The following is a 17,890-nucleotide window of genomic DNA, read 5'->3' on the forward strand; positions in this document are numbered from 1 at the left end:
AGTGGCCGCAATTAAACCTGCAATTCCTACCCGCCGTTTTGATGCGGTTATCGTTGGTGCTGGCGGTTCAGGCATGCGTGCTTCGCTACAACTGGCTGAGGCTGGTCTGAATGTTGCTGTATTGTCTAAAGTATTTCCCACCCGTTCGCATACAGTAGCCGCTCAAGGTGGTATTGGTGCTTCCCTGGGTAATATGTCGGAAGACAACTGGTACTGGCATATGTTTGACACGGTCAAGGGGTCCGATTACTTGGGTGATCAGGATGCGATCGAATTCATGTGCCGTGAAGCGCCAAAAGTCGTTTATGAACTTGAGCATTTCGGCATGCCTTTTGACCGTAATGCTGATGGCACGATTTATCAGCGTCCATTTGGTGGTCATACCGCCAATTTCGGTGAGAAAGCTGTACAGCGTGCTTGCGCCGCAGCTGACCGTACTGGCCATGCTTTGCTGCATACCCTGTATCAACGCAACGTACGTGCCCGTACCCATTTCTTTGTTGAATGGATGGCAATCGACCTGATCCGCGATGCGGATGGTGACGTGCTGGGTGTGGTTGCATTGGAAATGGAAACCGGCGAAGTCATGATGCTGGAAGCCAAAACCACGATATTTGCAACCGGCGGTGCCGGTCGTATCTGGGCAGCTTCCACCAATGCTTTCATCAATACCGGTGATGGTATGGGTATGGCTGCACGCGCTGGCTTGCCACTGGAAGATATGGAATTCTGGCAATTCCATCCTACTGGTGTTGCCGGTGCCGGCGTCCTGATTACCGAAGGTGTACGCGGTGAGGGCGGTATCCTGATCAATAGTCAGGGTGAGCGCTTCATGGAGCGCTATGCGCCTACGTATAAAGATTTGGCACCACGTGACTTTGTTTCCCGCTCCATGGATCAGGAAATTAAAGAAGGTCGTGGTTGTGGTCCGAATAAAGATCACGTCATGCTGGATCTGCGTCATATTGGTGCTGACACCATTCAAAAACGTCTGCCATCGATTCTCGAAATCGCTCACAAGTTTGCCAACGTGGATGCGACCAAGGAGCCGATTCCTGTGGTTCCTACCATCCATTATCAAATGGGTGGTATCCCGACCAATATTCATGGTCAGGTTGTTGCGCCGAAAAACGGTGGCAGTGAAGTCGTCAATGGTTTGTATGCAATCGGTGAATGCGCCTGCGTATCCGTACACGGTGCCAATCGTCTGGGTACTAACTCTCTGCTTGATTTGCTGGTGTTTGGCCGTGCTGCTGGTAATCATGTCGTTGCCAGCAAGCTTAAAGAACGCAGCAATAAAGACTTGCCTGCTGATGCAGCAGACCTGGCGTTGTCACGCCTGGCCAAGCTGGAAACCAGCACTGGTTCTGAGCGCGTGCAAGACGTTGCCAACGATATCCGTGCCAGCATGCAGCAATACTGCGGTGTATTCCGTACTGATGAATTGCTGCAAGCCGGTTACAAGAAAATTATGGAGCTTGATGAGCGCCGCAAGCATGTTTCTTTCAAGGATAAATCCAAGGTTTTCAATACTGCCCGTGTGGAAGCGCTGGAACTGGATAACCTGATCGAAACAGCCAAGGCAACCATTACATCCGCCGCCGCCCGTAAAGAATCTCGTGGTGCGCATGCACACCGTGATTATGAAGATCGTGACGACATTAACTGGATGAAGCATACCTTGTGGTATTCCGAAGGCAATCGTCTTGACTACAAACCGGTCGTGACCAAGCCGCTGACTGTAGACACCTTCAAGCCGAAACCACGTACATTCTAAAGAGATATCGATATGGCACGTACACTAAAATTTAAAATCTATCGCTACGATCCGGACAAGGATGCCAAGCCTTACATGCAAGACTTGACAGTCGAGTTGCAAGACACTGACAAGATGTTGCTGGATGCCTTGCAGCGCATCAAGTCTGACGTTGATGATTCTTTGGCGCTGCGTCGCTCATGCCGTGAAGGCGTGTGTGGTTCTGATGCGATGAACATCAATGGCAAGAATGGTCTGGCATGTACCACCAATCTGAATGAATTGAGCGAGCCTATTGTCTTGCGTCCTTTGCCTGGCCTGCCAGTCATCCGCGATCTGATCGTGGATATGACGCAATTCTTCAAGCAATACAATTCCATCAAGCCTTACCTGATGAATGACTCCATTCCTCCGGAAAAAGAGCGTCTGCAATCACCGGCAGAACGTGAAGAGCTTGATGGTCTGTATGAATGCATCTTGTGTGCATGCTGCTCGACTTCATGCCCGTCTTTCTGGTGGAATCCTGATAAATTTGTTGGCCCGGCAGGTTTGTTGCAGGCATATCGCTTCATTGCAGATTCACGTGATCAGGCCACTGGCGAGCGTCTCGATAACCTGGAAGATCCTTATCGTTTGTTCCGTTGCCACACCATCATGAATTGTGTGGACGTCTGTCCAAAAGGTTTGAATCCTACCCGTGCTATCGGCAAAATCAAGGAACTGATGGTTCGCCGCGCAGTCTGAGTTAAGTAGATAGGCTGTAAAAGTAGCGATGCTGAAAGGCATCGCTGCTATTTCATGCGGTTTTCTGGATGCCCTGAGAATTGCATGAAATAGTAAGCATAAAAGAGAAAGTAATTATGTCTGAGTCAATAGCCATACCTCATCAAAGCGATCCGGTAAAACGTGCTCGCCTGCGATGGCGTGCAAGGCGGGGTTTGCTGGAAAACGATTTGATATTGACGCGTTTTCTGGACGTGAATGAAGAATCCCTGACGGATGAAGAAGTGGATGCCTTCAGTCGCCTGATGGAATTGCCAGACAATACTTTGATGGATTTGATTATGGCTAAAAAGCAGCCTGAAGCAGAAGTGGATCTGCCTCACGTACATGCTTTATTGCTGCGCCTGCAAACGGCTTGAACATAATTGATTTTTGTGTTTTTTTGATTAACGACTCACCTCTTATCTGAAGGAAGAGCCATGACTAATTCTGAAACAAAAGCTACCCTTTCATTCTCCGATGGCTCGCCAGCGCTGGAAATGCCGATTTACAAGGGCTCGATTGGTCCTGATGTCATCGACATCCGTAAATTGTATGGTTCTACCGGTATGTTCACCTATGATCCGGGCTTCATGTCGACAGCGGCATGTAATTCCTCGATTACGTATATCGATGGCGATAAAGGCGAATTGCTGTATCGCGGCTATCCGATTGAGCAACTGGCGGTCAATGGCGGTGATTTCCTGGAAACCTGCTATCTGTTGTTGAACGGTGAGTTGCCAAATGCAGCGCAAAAAACTGAATTTGTTGAAACGGTCACCAATCACACCATGGTGCATGAACAGATGCAGTTTTTCTTCCGTGGCTTCCGTCGCGATGCGCATCCCATGTCGGTACTGGTAGGCACGGTTGGTGCGCTGGCATCGTTTTATCATGACTCACTTGATATCAATGACCCTCGCCATCGTGAAGTGTCAGCGATACGTCTGATCGCTAAAATGCCAACGCTGGTTGCCATGGCTTACAAATATTCTATCGGCCAGCCATTTGTGTATCCACGCAATGATTTGTCTTACAGCGCCAACTTCATGTACATGATGTTCTCGACACCTTGTGCTCCATATAAGAGCAATGAAGTGCTGGTACGTGCGCTGGACCGTATTTTGATCTTGCATGCAGACCATGAGCAAAATGCGTCGACTTCGACTGTACGCCTGGCAGGTTCTTCTGGTGCCAATCCATTTGCGTGTATCGCTGCTGGTATCGCTTGCCTGTGGGGCCCTGCTCACGGTGGTGCGAACGAAGCCGCATTGAGCATGCTGGAAGAAATCGGCAGTGTCGATAACATCCCGCACTTCATTGAACAAGTAAAAGACAAAAATTCTGGCGTCAAGCTGATGGGTTTTGGTCACCGTGTTTATAAAAACTATGACCCACGCGCCAAACTGATGCGTGAAACTTGCTATGAAGTGTTGCAAGAACTGGGTCTGCAAGATGATCCATTGTTCAAACTGGCGATGGCACTGGAAAAAATCGCGCTGGAAGACGAATACTTCGTCAGCCGCAAGCTCTATCCGAATGTCGATTTCTATTCAGGTATCGTACAACGCGCCTTGGGTATTCCAACCGCATTGTTCACCGGTATCTTTGCACTGGCTCGTACAGTAGGCTGGATTGCACAATGGAAGGAAATGATTTCTGATCCTGAGCAAAAAATTGGTCGCCCACGTCAATTGTTCGTTGGCTCACCAAAGCGTGATGTGCCATCTATCGACAAGCGTTAATTTTTGATAATTATTGCTGTTGTAAAAAGCGAGTCTTTGCGACTCGCTTTTTTTTTCTTCATTAATTATGCTATGCTTCGCCACGAAAGTGATTTTTACATATAAATTTCGCGATTCAATCAAAAAAGATATTGAAATGATATGTTTTCTGATTTGGTCATGAAGCTAGTTTGAAACAAGCCCTTCCCCACAACTTGATGTGCAATCCGCTAACCGGTCAGGCCGTGTCGCGGAAGGTTAGATTAACCCGCTAATCTCGCGAAACGCGAAGAAAGGTGAGCAAGATGATGCAACAATATAACGCTAACTCGTACTTGTTCGGCGGCAATGCGCCGTATGTAGAAGAACTGTATGAAGCGTACCTCAACAATCCCGGTTCTGTTCCTGAAAACTGGCGCGCATACTTTGATGCAATGCAGCATGTGCCAGCAGTTGATGGCTCTGCAAAACCTGACGTCGCCCACGCACCTGTGATTGCTTCGTTCGCAGAACGCGCCAAACAAGGCCCGATACGTACAGTCAATGCCACTGCTGATGCTGAAATGGGGCGCAAACGCGTCGCCGCCCAGCAACTGATCGCCGCCTATCGCTTCCTCGGCAGCCACTGGGCCAATCTGGACCCGCTGCAACGCCAGGAACGCCCAAGCATTCCAGAACTGGAACCAAGTTTCTACGGCTTTACCGATGCCGATATGGACATACAGTTCAATATCAGCAATACCTATTTCGGGCCAGAAACTGCATCATTGCGCGACCTGATCAACGCCTTGCGCGACACATATTGCCGTTCCATCGGCGCTGAATTCATGTACATCAGCGACCCGACAGAAAAGCGCTGGTTGCAACAAAAGCTGGAAGCGATACGCTCCACACCATCTTTCTCTGCTGAGAAGAAAAAACATATCCTCGACCGCCTGACCGCGGCTGAAGGCCTGGAACGTTATCTGCATACCAAATATGTTGGTCAGAAGCGCTTCTCCCTAGAAGGTGGCGAAAGCTTTATCGCTTCCATGGATGAAACGATACAACGCGCCGGTGAGCGCGGTGTGGAAGAAATCGTTATCGGCATGGCCCACCGCGGACGTCTGAACGTACTGGTCAATACCCTGGGCAAAATGCCGCAGGATCTGTTTGCTGAATTTGAAGGCAAACATGGTGATGATTTGCCAGCAGGTGACGTTAAATACCATCAAGGCTTCTCTTCGGATATTTCTACCCCTGGCGGCCCGGTTCACTTGTCCCTGGCATTTAATCCTTCCCATCTGGAAATCGTTAATCCAGTGGTAGAAGGTTCTGTCAAAGCCCGTATGGATCGTCGCGGCGACAAAGATGGCTCACAAGTCTTGCCTATCCTGGTACACGGTGATGCCGCGTTTGCAGGGCAGGGCGTGGTCATGGAAACCCTGAATCTGGCGCAGACTCGTGGTTACGGTACTGGTGGCACGATGCATATCGTCATCAATAACCAGATCGGTTTCACCACTTCTGATCCACGCGATTCACGTTCGACTTTATATTGCTCCGACGTCGTCAAGATGATTGAAGCGCCAGTCATGCACGTGAATGCAGATGATCCTGAAGCTGTGGTTCTGGCGACGCAAATCGCTCTGGATTACCGTATGGAATTCAAGAAAGATATCGTGGTCGATATCATCTGCTTCCGTAAATTGGGTCATAACGAACAAGATACGCCAGCACTGACACAGCCATTGATGTACAAGAAAATTGGTCAGCATCCTGGTACGCGCAAGATGTATGCGGACAAATTGTCTGCACAAGGTACTATTCCTGCTGACGGCGGCGATCAGATGATCAAAGCCTACCGTGACGCCATGGATGCCGGCAAGCATACGCATGATCCGGTTATTTCCAATTTCAAAAACAAATATGCTGTTGACTGGATTCCTTTCCTCAACCGTAAATGGACAGATGCTGCCGATACAGCAGTGCCGGCCACAGAACTGAAACGTCTGGCTGAGCGTATTACTACCGTTCCAGAAGGCTTCAAGCCACATAGCCTGGTCGAAAAAGTACTGGGTGACCGTGCAACGATGGGCCGTGGTGAAATGAATCTGGACTGGGGCATGGGTGAGCATCTGGCTTACGCGTCCCTGGTTTCTTCCGGTTACGCCATTCGTTTGACTGGCCAGGATGCAGGTCGCGGCACTTTCGTCCACCGTCACGCTGTGTTGCATGATCAAAATCGTGAACGCTGGGATGCAGGTACGTATATTCCTCTGCAAAACATTTCCGACAAACAGGCACCGTTCACGGTCATTGATTCCGTTTTGTCTGAAGAAGCGGTACTGGGCTTTGAATATGGTTATTCCACGGCAGAGCCAAATACCCTGACGATCTGGGAAGCACAGTTCGGCGATTTCGCCAATGGTGCTCAGGTTGTTATCGATCAGTTCATCAGTTCTGGCGAAGTGAAATGGGGCCGTGCTTCTGGTCTCGTCATGATGCTGCCGCATGGCTATGAAGGTCAGGGTCCAGAACATTCTTCCGCACGTCCAGAGCGCTTCCTGCAATTGTGTGCTGACAACAATATGCAAGTTGTACAACCGACGACATCTGCGCAGATTTTCCATCTGTTGCGTCGTCAGATGATACGCATGTTCCGCAAGCCGCTGGTGATCATGACGCCGAAGTCCTTGCTGCGTAACAAGGATGCAGGTTCTCCATTGTCCGATCTGGCCAAGGGTAGTTTCCACACCGTCATTGGTGAAGTCGATGAAAAGATCGATGCCAAAAAGGTCAAGCGTGTTATCGCCTGTTCCGGCAAGGTTTACTACGATCTGGTCAATGCACGTAAAGAGCGCGGCCAGTCCGATACGGCAATCATCCGTGTTGAACAGCTGTATCCTTTCCCGCACAAGAGCTTTGCTGCCGAATTGAAAAAATTTCCGAACATGGCAGAACTGGTCTGGGCGCAAGATGAACCGCAAAATCAGGGACCATGGTTCCAGATCCAGCACAATATTTTTGAAAGTTTGGAAGAAGGACAAAAACTTGCCTACGCAGGTCGTCCAGCCAGTGCATCGCCAGCTGTCGGTTACTACGACAAGCACTATGCACAACAAAAAGCATTGCTGGAAACGGCATTTTCCAAACTCAAAGGCTTTGTCCTGACCAAATAATGACGCGATGTGGCATCAGAAGCTGATGCCACATCTGGCTACCCGAATCGGAGAGAAAAAAATGGCAATTATCGAAGTAAAAGTTCCTCAGTTATCTGAGTCCGTTGCAGAAGCGACCCTGTTGTCCTGGCATAAAAAAATCGGCGAAGCAGTTGGCCGTGACGAAAACCTGATCGACGTAGAAACCGACAAAGTCGTGCTCGAACTGCCAGCACCAGATGCTGGTGTGATTACGCAAATCATCAAAGGCGACGGCAGCACTGTTGTCGCTGGTGAAATCATTGCGATCATCGATACTGATGCGTCTGCAAAAGTAAGCCCGATGGAAGTGTCAGCTGTTCCAGTCGCAGTTGCCGCAGCAGCAGCGCCTGCTGATGCCAAATCTTCTGCTGGCGTAGCAATGCCGGCGGCAGCAAAAATCCTGTCAGAAAATAATCTGACTGCAGTGCAAGTTGATGGTTCCGGCAAAGATGGCCGCGTTACCAAAGGTGATGCACTGGCAGCGGTCGCGGCCAAACCAGCGGCAGCGCCGTCAGTTGCGCCAATGGCAGCACCCGTTGCAGCAAAACCAGCCTTGCAACAAGTCGCTGCACCAAAAGCAGCGGACCTGGGTGACCGCCCTGAAGAGCGCGTGCCGATGAGCCGTTTGCGTGCCCGTATCGCTGAACGTCTGGTGCAATCGCAATCAACCAATGCGATTCTGACGACCTTCAATGAAGTCAACATGGCACCTGTGATGGACTTGCGCAACAAGTACAAAGACAAGTTTGAAAAAGAGCACGGCGTCAAACTGGGTTTCATGTCCTTCTTCGTCAAAGCTGCCGTAGCTGCATTGAAAAAATACCCTATCATCAACGCATCTGTTGATGGCAATGACATCGTGTATCACGGTTACTTCGACATCGGTATTGCAGTTGGTTCGCCACGTGGTCTGGTGGTGCCTATCCTGCGTAATGCTGACCAGATGAGCATCGCTGAAATCGAAAAGAAAATCGGTGAATTCGGCGCCAAGGCCAAAGATGGCAAGCTGACCCTGGATGATTTGTCTGGCGGTACTTTCTCCATCTCTAACGGCGGTACTTTCGGTTCCATGTTGTCGACACCGATTATCAACCCACCGCAGTCTGCAATTTTGGGTGTGCATGCAACCAAGGACCGCGCTGTCGTTGAAAACGGCCAGATCGTCATCCGTCCTATGAATTACCTGGCGATGTCTTATGACCATAGAATTATCGATGGCCGCGAAGCGGTATTGGGTCTGGTAACAATGAAAGAAGCGCTGGAAGATCCTGCACGTTTGTTGCTCGATCTGTAATCTCAGCGTCAACGTTTGGCAAGAAACAAATGAATCTCGCTGACGAAATCAAACACCTGCACGAACTGCATCAGAAAGGCGCTTTGTCTGATGCAGAATTCGCGCAAGCCAAGGCAAAACTGCTTGCTTCCAATGGAAGTGGGCAGTCTTCGTTTGATCAGTCGTTTTCAAATTCAGGGATTGATCCGGCACTGCAACAATTGAACCATTTTCGTCGTTCAAAAAACGACAGATGGTTTGGCGGTATTTGTGGTGGTCTGGGAAAAACAACGACCCTGGATTCGTCAGTCTGGCGTTTGTTGTTCGTCATTTTTACGATTTATTTCGGCGCTGGATTACTGGCCTATCTACTGGCCTGGATTATTATCCCGCAAGAAGATTGAAGCGTAAAAATGCCCGTGAAGACATTTGCGATTGCCTGCCAAGTAAGAACATATTCAAAATCAGGATACTTCCATGAGTAAACAATTTGATGTCGTCGTCATTGGTGGCGGCCCCGGTGGTTATATCGCCGCTATCCGTGCTGCGCAACTCGGTTTTTCTACCGCCTGTATCGATGCCTGGACCAATGAAAAAGGCGGCCCGGCACCTGGTGGTACTTGCACTAACGTAGGTTGCATACCCTCCAAGGCGCTGTTGCAATCCTCCGAGCATTACGAGCATGCAGGCCATGCATTTGCTGACCACGGCATTCAGGTTCAGGGCCTGGGCCTGGACGTGGCAAAAATGCTGGGTCGAAAAAATACCATCGTCAAGCAAAACAATGATGGTATTTTGTTCTTGTTCAAAAAGAACAAAGTCACTTTCTTCCACGGTCACGGCTCTTTCGTAAAAGCCGATGCGGGCGCGTATGAGATCAAGGTCGCCGGCAAAACAGAAGAGAGCATTACTGCCAAACATATCATCGTTGCTACCGGTTCCAATGCGCGTGCCTTGCCAGGCGCTGCTTTTGATGAAGAAACTATCTTGTCAAATGACGGTGCCCTGAAGATCGCTGAAGTACCTAAAAAGCTTGGCGTTATCGGTGCCGGTGTGATTGGCCTGGAAATGGGCAGTGTATGGCGTCGCCTGGGTGCAGAAGTTACTGTACTCGAAGCTTTGCCGACTTTCCTGGGTGCGGTGGATGAGCAAATCGCCAAAGAAGCGCATAAGCTGTTTGGCAAACAAGGTTTGTCCATCAACCTTGGCGTAAAAATTGGCGAAATCGTCAACGGTGGTAAAGACGTTACTGTCAATTATACCGATGACAAAGGTGCTGAACACAAGGCTGTTTTCGACAAGCTGATCATTTCTATCGGTCGCACACCAAACACCAATGGCCTGAATGCAGAAGCAGTCGGCCTGAAGCTTGACGAGCGCGGCTTCGTCGCGGTGGACGGTGATTGCAAAACCAATCTGCCAAATGTCTGGGCAGTTGGTGACGTCGTGCGCGGCCCTATGCTGGCGCATAAAGCTGAAGAAGAAGGTGTTGCTGTTGCTGAACGCATCGCGGGTCAACACGGCCATGTCAATTTCAATACGATTCCCTGGGTGATCTACACTTCGCCAGAAATCGCCTGGGTTGGCCGCACTGAACAGCAATTGAAAGCGGACGGTGTTGCTTATAAAGCGGGTACTTTCCCGTTCATGGCGAATGGCCGTGCACGCGCTTTGGGTGATACCTCTGGCATGGTCAAGTTTTTGGCGGACGCTACGACTGACGAAATCCTGGGCGTGCACATCATCGGACCGATGGCTTCCGAGCTGATTTCTGAGGCTGTGGTAGCGATGGAATTCCGTGCATCTGCTGAAGATATCGCTCGTATTTGTCATGCACATCCGTCCTTGTCGGAAGCAACCAAAGAAGCTGCGCTGGCAGTGGACAAGCGTTCACTCAATTTCTGATTCAACTCAGCTTGACTGGAAACGGGCGCAATTTTTGCGCCCAGACTGACAGATATGTGCTGACTTGATATGTGTCAGGTCAGCACATGCAGCAGTTTCACCCTGTCGCCGCAAGTATGGTGACACAGCAAAGATCTTTCTTTTATTTCCATGAATGTCTTAGAGTACTATCAGGATGCATTGAGCCAGCGTGGTTTTCAGGCTGATGAGGCGCAAAAACGTGCAGTTGATCGTTTGCAGACGGCCTACGATGAATGGGTCTTGTACAAGGGCAAGCGTGCCAATAAGTTGACACGCCTGATTACCCGTCCTGAAGTGCCCCGTGGCGTTTATATGTGGGGTGGAGTAGGGCGAGGCAAATCGTTTCTGATGGATAGTTTTTACTCCGTTGTGCCAGTAGTCAGAAAAGCCAGATTGCATTTTCATGAATTCATGCGTGGCGTTCATCGCCAGCTGGATGAATTGAAAGGCGTTGCTGATCCGCTTGATGAAGTTGCAAAGCGTATTGCAAAAAAATACCGCCTGATTTGCTTTGATGAATTTCACGTCTCTGATGTGGCTGATGCGATGTTATTGTATAACCTGCTCAGAGCCTTATTCGATAACGGCGTCTCTTTTGTCATGACGTCGAATTACCAGCCGGAGACTTTATACCCGGAGGGATTGCACCGCGACCGCATGTTGCCGACCATTGCGTTGCTGAATGAAAAGCTGGATGTATTGAATGTTGATTCGGGCAATGATTACCGCAAACGTGCCCTGGAGCAGGTTCAGGCTTATCTGACACCTTTGAATGCTGCGACAGATAAAGCCCTGCGCGATGTCTTTGCGCGCATTGCAGAAACCAGTGATGAAGACCCGCGTGTGGATATAGAAGGGCGTAACCTGAAATCATTAAGACGTGCCGGCAGCGCCATCTGGTTTGACTTTGCCACGCTATGCGGTGGCCCGCGTTCGCAAAATGATTATCTTGAAATTGCCAGTCGCTTTCACACCGTGGTTTTGTCTTCTGTGCCGCGCATGTCTGCGGCCATGTCGTCCGAGGCAAGACGTTTTACCTGGTTGATTGATGTGTTTTACGACAACAAGGTAAAATTGATCATGTCGGCTGAAGTCCAGCCTGAGGAGCTGTACACCAACGGCACCTTGTCTAATGAGTTTCACAGGACAGTATCGCGCATCATAGAAATGCAGTCGAAAGAATATATGGATGCCGATCAGCGCCATGTCACGGAGAACATCGTTTGATAAAATATTTTTGTTCAGTTTGCCTCGTGTTGGCGGCTCAGCTGCTGATGACAGGCGTCGCCTTTGCTTCGTCTGATGCGGATGAAATCTCGGCCATCGCCCATTTGACCGAATCGCTGAATCAGCAATTCGCCGGTGGCAGTATTGTCACTGGTGAGGCGGCTGATTTGGCTCTCAAAGAAAGCACCGCCGCTCAGACGCGTTTACAAAACTGGTTTGAACAGGCAGAGAAGACCTGTCACAACAATTTTTTCGTTAACTCTTGCTTAAATGACGTCAAGCAAGAGCGCCGTAAGCATATCGTTGTTTTGCAGAGAATTTCACTCGAAGCCAAGTCTTTGCAAAGAAAATTGCATATCGAAGAACTAGACCGTGAATTGGCGCAAAAGCAGACAAAACCCTGATTTCTTTCTTGGTGTCTTTTAATCTGTTTCACTGACGATTTGCGGCAAATCATTCTGGATCAGTCTTTTCCAAATTTAAAATTTGGTTACGATATAAGTATTGCAAGTCTATTAAAATGTCCTTACAGTCTGCGATAGTGTAATTAGCGCAGTTCTAATAAGGAATAATATGTGGTTTGTAGGTGGAATCGTTGGGTTCATCATAGGTGTCGCTTTTGAATCTGGTATTGCCATGTTAATTCTGGCGGTGCTGGGTGGTTATCTGGGCCACATGCTGAGTCGTTCCAATGCAGGCAAGGCTGGTAAGTCGGCTGAATTGAAGGTGCCTGCGCAAGCTCAGGCGAATGATGCGATGACAGATATGCGAAAAAAAATCGCCAGTCTGGAAATTCGCCTGCAAAGTCTTGAGCGCGAAGTTGTCAGCTTAAAAGTAGCTAACGGCGTTGAGCTGAGCGACAGGGAAGAGATACAACTCAGAGAGCAGCAACTGGAGGAGGAAAAAGCCGCCTTTAGAAAAACGCAGGCAGAACAGTCCAAATCTGCTGCTGCCGACATGCAGCAGGCTGCCAAACTGAATATTGCGCTCACGCCTCCAGCGCCTGAAGTCAAAACCCAGGCAAGCGATGAACTTGAACTCAATGACGCTCTCGCTAAAGATACCACCTCCCTGATACTGACAGAATTGCCGCTGGAAAGTGCACTGGTTACGGAACTCTCCGCAGAGTCAGATAAAAAATTAGTCATTCTCGATGAAATTGAACCAACACCAGCACCAGCGCTAGCAATACTGACAGATTTATCAGTTGCACAAGATCGCGAAGCGCAGGCTACATCTATTCTGCCACCGGTACCAGTACCACCTGTCATCGCCAAAAGGCCACCTCCGCCACCGCCCAAAACCCTGCGGGAAAGTTTGCCTGCACCATTGGCCAATCTTATTTTTGGTGGCAATACCCTGGTTAAAATCGGGGTGCTTATTTTGTTCCTTGGTTTGGCGTTCTTATTGCGTTATACCGCTGAACGCGTGACTGTACCGGTTGAATTGCGTTATGCCGGCGTGGCGTTGACGGGCGTGGTATTGCTGGCTTTGGGGTGGTTCTTGCGCAACAAGCGGCGCGATTATGCCCTGATACTGCAAGGCATGGCGATAGGGGTGTTTTATCTGACGACCTTGTCGGCAATCAAGATATCTTCATTGATTTCTCCTGAAGCTGGTTTTGGTTTCATGTTTGCCGTATCAGTGCTGAGCGCTGCACTGGCTGTGCTGCAAAATGCACCCTTGCTGGCTATCGTCGCTGCATTGGAAGGTTTTGCTACGCCCATACTGACCTCCAGTGGCGAAAACCGGCCTTTGGGTTTGTTCACTTACCTGGCTGTTTTGGATGTGGGTATTTTCGTGGTGGCCTGGTTCAATGCCTGGCGGGTATTGAATCTGATCGGTTTTGTCGGCACTTTTACGCTTGCTTTGGGTTGGGCGCAGCGTTATTACACAGATGCCCAGTACGGCATTGTTCAGCCTTTCCTGATTTTCTTCTTCGTCTTGTTTGCTCTTATCGGCTTGCTGTTTGCACGCCGCACCCTCAAAGAAGCCAGCAACGTGGAAGGGCCGCTGGCAACCCTGAAACAGGTCGGACGTGTTGATAGCGCCCTGGTATTTGGTAATCCAGTGACTGCTTTTGGCATGCAATACCTGCTGGTTCAGAATACCGAATTTGGTGCTGCATTTTCTGCCCTGATCGTCGGGTTCTTTTATCTGCTGCTGGCCAGGTTTGTGTTTTCCAAAGAAAAACAGGGGTTGGCTTTGCTGGCAGAAGCCTATGTCATTGTTGCAGCCATTTTTGGCACACTGGCGATACCACTGGGGCTGGAAGGCACCTGGACCGGTGCTGCCTGGGCCGTAGAAGGTGCCGGCATGTACTGGCTGGGCATACGCCAGCAAAGGCCTTATGCGCGTGGTTTTGCTTATCTGGTCATGGTGGGGGCGGCATATAAGCTTTTACATGGTATCTATCTCAATCCGGTAGCAGGGCCATTGCTGCAAGGTTCATGGCTGGGGCCGGTGCTGTTGGCCGTCAGCGTATTCGTAGTCTGGAATTTGCATCGGCGTGCGGCCAGTGGCTCACAGCAAAATGTAGTGGCTGCGTGGGAAAAACTACCGAATGCCTTGCTGCCTTGGCTAGGTGTAGCGGCAATTGCCTTATTGCCCTGGATGTTACTGACGCCGCAATTCGCTGCTGCTGCCATGGCAGTGTTGGCTTTGCTGGTGTCGGCTGTGGCTACCCGTTGGATATTGCCGGATTTTGCAAGGATATCTGCGACTTTGCAGGCGCTGTCTCTCATTTCATTTTTACTGACCCTGCATACCCAGGCCGCAGTAACTGGTACTGCAAATAACCAGGCGGCATTGGCCGATGGCTGGCGTGGTATGCTTTCAGCAGCGATCATCGCAGCCAGCATATTATTCAGTGCGGGCCGTTTCATGATTGTCGCCAGAAGTGCTGCACAAGCCAAAGGCTTGCCGCCGACATGGTCTAACTGGAACAAATTGTCTGTGGTTAGCGCCTGTTCCTTGTTGCATCTGGCGATGCTGTTTGCGATTGACCTGAAGCAGGCCGCATTGATCTGGCCGCTGACTTCCTGCCTGTTGTTGTGGGTGGGATTGCGTATGTCGCATACAGCACTGGCTGCGCTGGCGGCGGCTTTGCAAGTGATTGCTGCATGCATCTATGTGACTGAATTTAATGGCTATCATAGTGCATCATTTGCGCATCTCGGGTTCCTCGTTCCATTGTCTCTGGCTGTGACTGCCTGGTTTAGTGGTGACCGTGTACGGGCAGAAGCTGTCAGGATGCGCGATGTCTTATTGCAAATGAGTGCCGCAAATGCTGCGGCAGGGCAGGGCGATGGTTCTGATAACCGCAGTAGTGGCTTGCCTTTGCCAGTCGTCTGGCTCAATCCCTGGTGTAGCGGAAAAATGGCCTTGGCCATTCCGGTTATCTGGGGCCTGGGCTGGTGGCTGACCGCCTGGTTCCCTGAGTGTCTGGATACACTTGAGCGAACTGCCCGCAGCGAATATTGCTCATCGGCTGCGGTGGCGATCACCGTCATCAGCTCGCTGCTGATGATCAGCCTGGCAAAATGGCGGGCCTGGCCACAAATGGCAGGGGCTGCGATGGTAACTTTGCCCTTGCTGATGTTGAGTGCGCTGATTGGAGTTTCCGGGGCGAAGGGAAACTATCTGCCTTCCGCTTATCTGGGTTGGCTGGCCTGGCCTGTGGCCTTTGCCTGGCATTTGTTTGCCTTAAAAAAACAGCAAAACTGGTTGGCGCTGTGGCCCGGTCTGCTGAAATTGACGCATATAGCAGGCTTCTGGCTGTTCCTGTTACTGGCTGCGCGTGAAGGGCAGGCACATTTTGAACCGCTGGCAGATACCTGGTCCAGCTGGCCATTACTGGGCTGGATACTGGTTCCCGCATTGGTGTTCTGGTTCATTGGCAATAAACAATTAGGGCAGCGTTGGCCGCTCAACACCTATCGTAAAGCGTATATCGAACAGGCCTGCGCGCCGGTTGCCCTGTATTTGCTGGGCTGGTGCTGGCTGACCAATGCGTTTAGCGCAGGAAATGCCAGTCCGTTGCCATATCTACCTTTGCTCAATCCGCTGGAGTTGGGGCAGTGGCTGGTATTGGCAGCACTGCTGCACTGGTGGCGCGCGCTGTCTGGGCCGACGGCAGTCAAGACAACTGCATCAAACGCGGTGGCGGGTTTTGCTGCTGCAACGGCGTTGGCCTTGCTGACCGGCATGGTATTGCGCAGTTGCCATCATTTTGCTGGCGTGCCCTGGGATGCCGATGCCTTGTTTGCATCGCGCCTGAGTCAGGCGGCAGTCTCAATTACCTGGGCCATCTGTGGTGTCGCGGTGATGCTGTTTGCCAATCGCCGTATGTCGCGCACTATATGGATAGCAGGTGCAGCCTTGCTGGCTGTGGTGGTGTTGAAGTTGTTCCTGATAGAGCTGGCTGACCGTGGCGGCTTGTACCGCATCGTTTCCTTCATTGGTGTAGGGATACTGTTGCTGGTAGTTGGCTATTTTGCGCCAGTGCCGGTAAAACCCAAGGATGCGTCGATAACTGATACTGAGGCACCTGTAGCAAGTGCGCAGGAGGACGCATGAGTTTTTCTAATAAAATCAAGTTCAATGCCGCAACCTTGCAACTCTTGCAATCGCTTGGCCTGCTCGTGCTGCTTGCTGGCAATGTACAGGCAGCCAGTCAACAGGCATTGATCACTACCAAGGGCAGTGGTCCTTATTTTCAGTTGACCTTGCCTGCAACGATTTATCCCGGCAGCGTGCACCCTGATTTGCATGATGTCCGTGTGCGCAATGCCTCTGGTGATTTATTGCCTTTTGCCTGGTCAGATATAGAAACCAGCACTTCGGAGCTGACCAGCAAAGCTGCGGCTTTATTCCCCTTGAAAGAAGAACAAAAGACGACGGTGCGCGGTTTTAAGCAAAATGCCGATGGTTCACTGACAGAGTTGAACAAGTGGAAGCTTGATAAAAAAAATGTGATCGCCGCCTGGATCATCGATGTCAGTCAATTAAAAGGACAATTGTTGCAGGCGAAATTTGCTATTCCTGACAATGCGGATGGCATGTTTTCATTCAGCCTGGAAAGTAGTGATGATTTGCAGCGCTGGCAAACAATAAGTAGTAGCGAGCAGTTGGTGCAACTTCAACACCAGAGCCTGACGATACAAAAATTGGAAATCAATCTGCAACATGCCAGCGCAAAATATTTGCGTTTGCGCTGGAACGACCCAAGCAAGGCACCGTGGATAGACAGCGTGACGGTTGATAGCCAGCAGCAAGCGTCAGTACCGCCGCCGGTGCAATGGAGTAAGCCCATCCATGCGCAGAGTTGCAGTACGCATTATTGCGATTATGTACTGCCGCTGAACACCCCGATAGATAGCCTGAAATTACAATTGAAGGAAACCAATACGCTGGTTTCACTCAGCGTGCTGGGGCAGGTTTCTGGCGGCCCGGCTGTCAGCACTTACCGGCACCACCATAATCCCCTGTACCCCTTGCACGTGTTGCGACATCAGCGACGTGTTGCTGAGGTACAGACTGATCGTGAAGTATGGCTCAATGAAAGCCTGGCATACCGCTTAAGCCTGCCCAATGGCGAGGTGAGCTCTGCGGATTTACTGATGGATGGTGGTAGTTATAAAGGCTTGCGTTTGCAGACGGAAGGCCCCATCAGCATGCTCGGTAAAGTCCCACCCGACATACAAATTGCCAGCCTGCCACGCCGGCTGGTATTTCTGGCGCGTGGTGCGCCACCTTACAAACTGGAATGGGGTAAGGAAATTGCCGATGGGGCAGCATTGTCCGTACAGACATTGATACCCAAAGTGGATATCCGCAAGCCAATAATTGCTGATGAAGCCAGTGTCGAAATTGCTGAAAGCGCTATTGTGGTGCCTGCACCAATTAAACAAGCCGAGGCGGTACCGCCAAAAGAACACCAGCCCTGGTTATGGGCGGCTTTGGCAGGCGGCTTGGCCTTACTGGCCGCAATGGTGTGGTCATTGTTGAAAACCATGGCGGGCGAAAAGAAGTAGCCAGC

The 17,890-nt window shown here is 50.4% G+C and carries 12 protein-coding genes; all 12 read left to right on the forward strand.

Going from position 1 to position 17,890, the window contains the following annotated elements:
• Nucleotide 1 precedes the first annotated feature (1 nt).
• Nucleotides 2-1,777, forward strand: a complete 1,776-nt coding sequence (sdhA, locus tag ACO0LH_RS12985) for a succinate dehydrogenase flavoprotein subunit (protein WP_422941508.1) — start codon at nucleotides 2-4, stop codon at nucleotides 1,775-1,777.
• Between the two features lie 12 nt (nucleotides 1,778-1,789).
• Nucleotides 1,790-2,500 (forward strand): succinate dehydrogenase iron-sulfur subunit, encoded by a 711-nt coding sequence (locus ACO0LH_RS12990; RefSeq protein WP_162041574.1) that lies wholly within the window; start codon nucleotides 1,790-1,792, stop codon nucleotides 2,498-2,500.
• A gap of 116 nt (nucleotides 2,501-2,616) precedes the next feature.
• Entirely contained in the window at nucleotides 2,617-2,898 is a 282-nt protein-coding gene (locus ACO0LH_RS12995) for a succinate dehydrogenase assembly factor 2 (RefSeq protein ID WP_422941509.1), read from the forward strand.
• A gap of 60 nt (nucleotides 2,899-2,958) precedes the next feature.
• A complete protein-coding gene (gene gltA, locus ACO0LH_RS13000) occupies nucleotides 2,959-4,263 on the forward strand; it encodes a citrate synthase (RefSeq protein WP_422941510.1) in 1,305 nt (434 codons plus the stop codon).
• Nucleotides 4,264-4,547: 284 nt separating this feature from the next.
• Nucleotides 4,548-7,403, forward strand: coding sequence for a 2-oxoglutarate dehydrogenase E1 component (locus ACO0LH_RS13005; RefSeq protein ID WP_422941511.1), 2,856 nt, complete (start codon nucleotides 4,548-4,550; stop codon nucleotides 7,401-7,403).
• 61 nt (nucleotides 7,404-7,464) lie between these two features.
• On the forward strand, nucleotides 7,465-8,718 hold the full coding sequence (gene odhB / locus ACO0LH_RS13010) for a 2-oxoglutarate dehydrogenase complex dihydrolipoyllysine-residue succinyltransferase (protein WP_422941512.1): 1,254 nt from the start codon (nucleotides 7,465-7,467) through the stop codon (nucleotides 8,716-8,718).
• A 29-nt stretch (nucleotides 8,719-8,747) separates the two neighbouring features.
• Nucleotides 8,748-9,101: a PspC domain-containing protein gene (locus ACO0LH_RS13015; protein WP_422941513.1), complete on the forward strand. Its 354-nt coding sequence runs from the start codon at nucleotides 8,748-8,750 to the stop codon at nucleotides 9,099-9,101.
• 73 nt (nucleotides 9,102-9,174) lie between these two features.
• Nucleotides 9,175-10,602 (forward strand): dihydrolipoyl dehydrogenase, encoded by a 1,428-nt coding sequence (lpdA, locus tag ACO0LH_RS13020; protein ID WP_422941514.1) that lies wholly within the window; start codon nucleotides 9,175-9,177, stop codon nucleotides 10,600-10,602.
• A gap of 150 nt (nucleotides 10,603-10,752) precedes the next feature.
• Complete coding sequence (zapE, locus tag ACO0LH_RS13025) at nucleotides 10,753-11,850, forward strand: cell division protein ZapE (RefSeq protein WP_422941515.1); 1,098 nt, start codon at nucleotides 10,753-10,755, stop codon at nucleotides 11,848-11,850.
• A gap of 47 nt (nucleotides 11,851-11,897) precedes the next feature.
• Nucleotides 11,898-12,254 carry a hypothetical protein gene (locus ACO0LH_RS13030; RefSeq protein ID WP_422941516.1) on the forward strand — a complete coding sequence of 119 codons (357 nt, stop codon included), beginning with the start codon at nucleotides 11,898-11,900 and terminating at the stop codon, nucleotides 12,252-12,254.
• A 169-nt stretch (nucleotides 12,255-12,423) separates the two neighbouring features.
• The gene (locus tag ACO0LH_RS13035) at nucleotides 12,424-16,428 is read left to right on the forward strand and encodes a DUF2339 domain-containing protein (protein WP_422941517.1); all 4,005 of its coding nucleotides are present in this window, start codon (nucleotides 12,424-12,426) and stop codon (nucleotides 16,426-16,428) included.
• Nucleotides 16,425-17,885 carry a DUF3999 family protein gene (locus ACO0LH_RS13040; RefSeq protein WP_422941518.1) on the forward strand — a complete coding sequence of 487 codons (1,461 nt, stop codon included), beginning with the start codon at nucleotides 16,425-16,427 and terminating at the stop codon, nucleotides 17,883-17,885. Before ACO0LH_RS13035 ends, ACO0LH_RS13040 begins: the two co-directional genes overlap by 4 nt.
• Nucleotides 17,886-17,890 lie beyond the last annotated feature (5 nt).

Origin of the sequence: Undibacterium sp. TJN19 (assembly GCF_049339485.1) — a bacterium.
Classification (GTDB): Bacteria; Pseudomonadota; Gammaproteobacteria; order Burkholderiales; family Burkholderiaceae_D; genus Undibacterium.